The organism is Mesorhizobium sp. M7A.F.Ca.CA.004.12.1.1 (genome assembly GCF_003997835.1).
In the GTDB taxonomy this organism is placed as follows: domain Bacteria; phylum Pseudomonadota; class Alphaproteobacteria; order Rhizobiales; family Rhizobiaceae; genus Mesorhizobium.
This window is the reverse complement of sequence record NZ_RZRK01001548.1, coordinates 1-390: the sequence shown is the minus strand read 5'-3', so window position 1 is coordinate 390 and position 390 is coordinate 1. Positions and strand designations below refer to the sequence as shown.

Here is a 390-nt window from a genome sequence, read left to right as displayed (position 1 = left end):
GAGGGGGAGAAGAGAAAGGGGGGGAGAAGGAAGAGGAAGGGAGAGAGGAGGAAAAAGAAAGAAAAGGAGAGGAGAAGAGAAAGAAGGGAAAAGAAAAGGAAAGAAAGGAAGGAAGAAAAAAGAGAGGGGGAGGGGGAGGGAGAAAAGGAAGAAGAGAGGGGAGAGGAAAAAGGGGGGAGGGGAAGAAGAGGAGAGAGGGAAAGGAGAGGAGAGGAAGAAAGGAGAGGGAGAGGGGAGGGAAAGGAGAGGGGGAGAGGAGGAGGGAAGAGAGGGGGGGAGGAAGGGGAAGGGGGGGAACAGAGGGGAAGGGAGACGAGAGGGGGGAGGGAGAAGGAGAGGACGCAGGCAGATGCGTGCCGGAGAGAGAGTGGGGAGGTCCGGCCATTGGAG

Annotated in this window: 1 protein-coding gene; it reads left to right on the top strand. The window is 57.4% G+C overall.

The window, feature by feature from the left end:
• Positions 1–390, top strand: a 390-nt coding sequence (locus EN984_RS39590) for a hypothetical protein (protein WP_206517609.1), incomplete at both ends; no start/stop codon positions are given.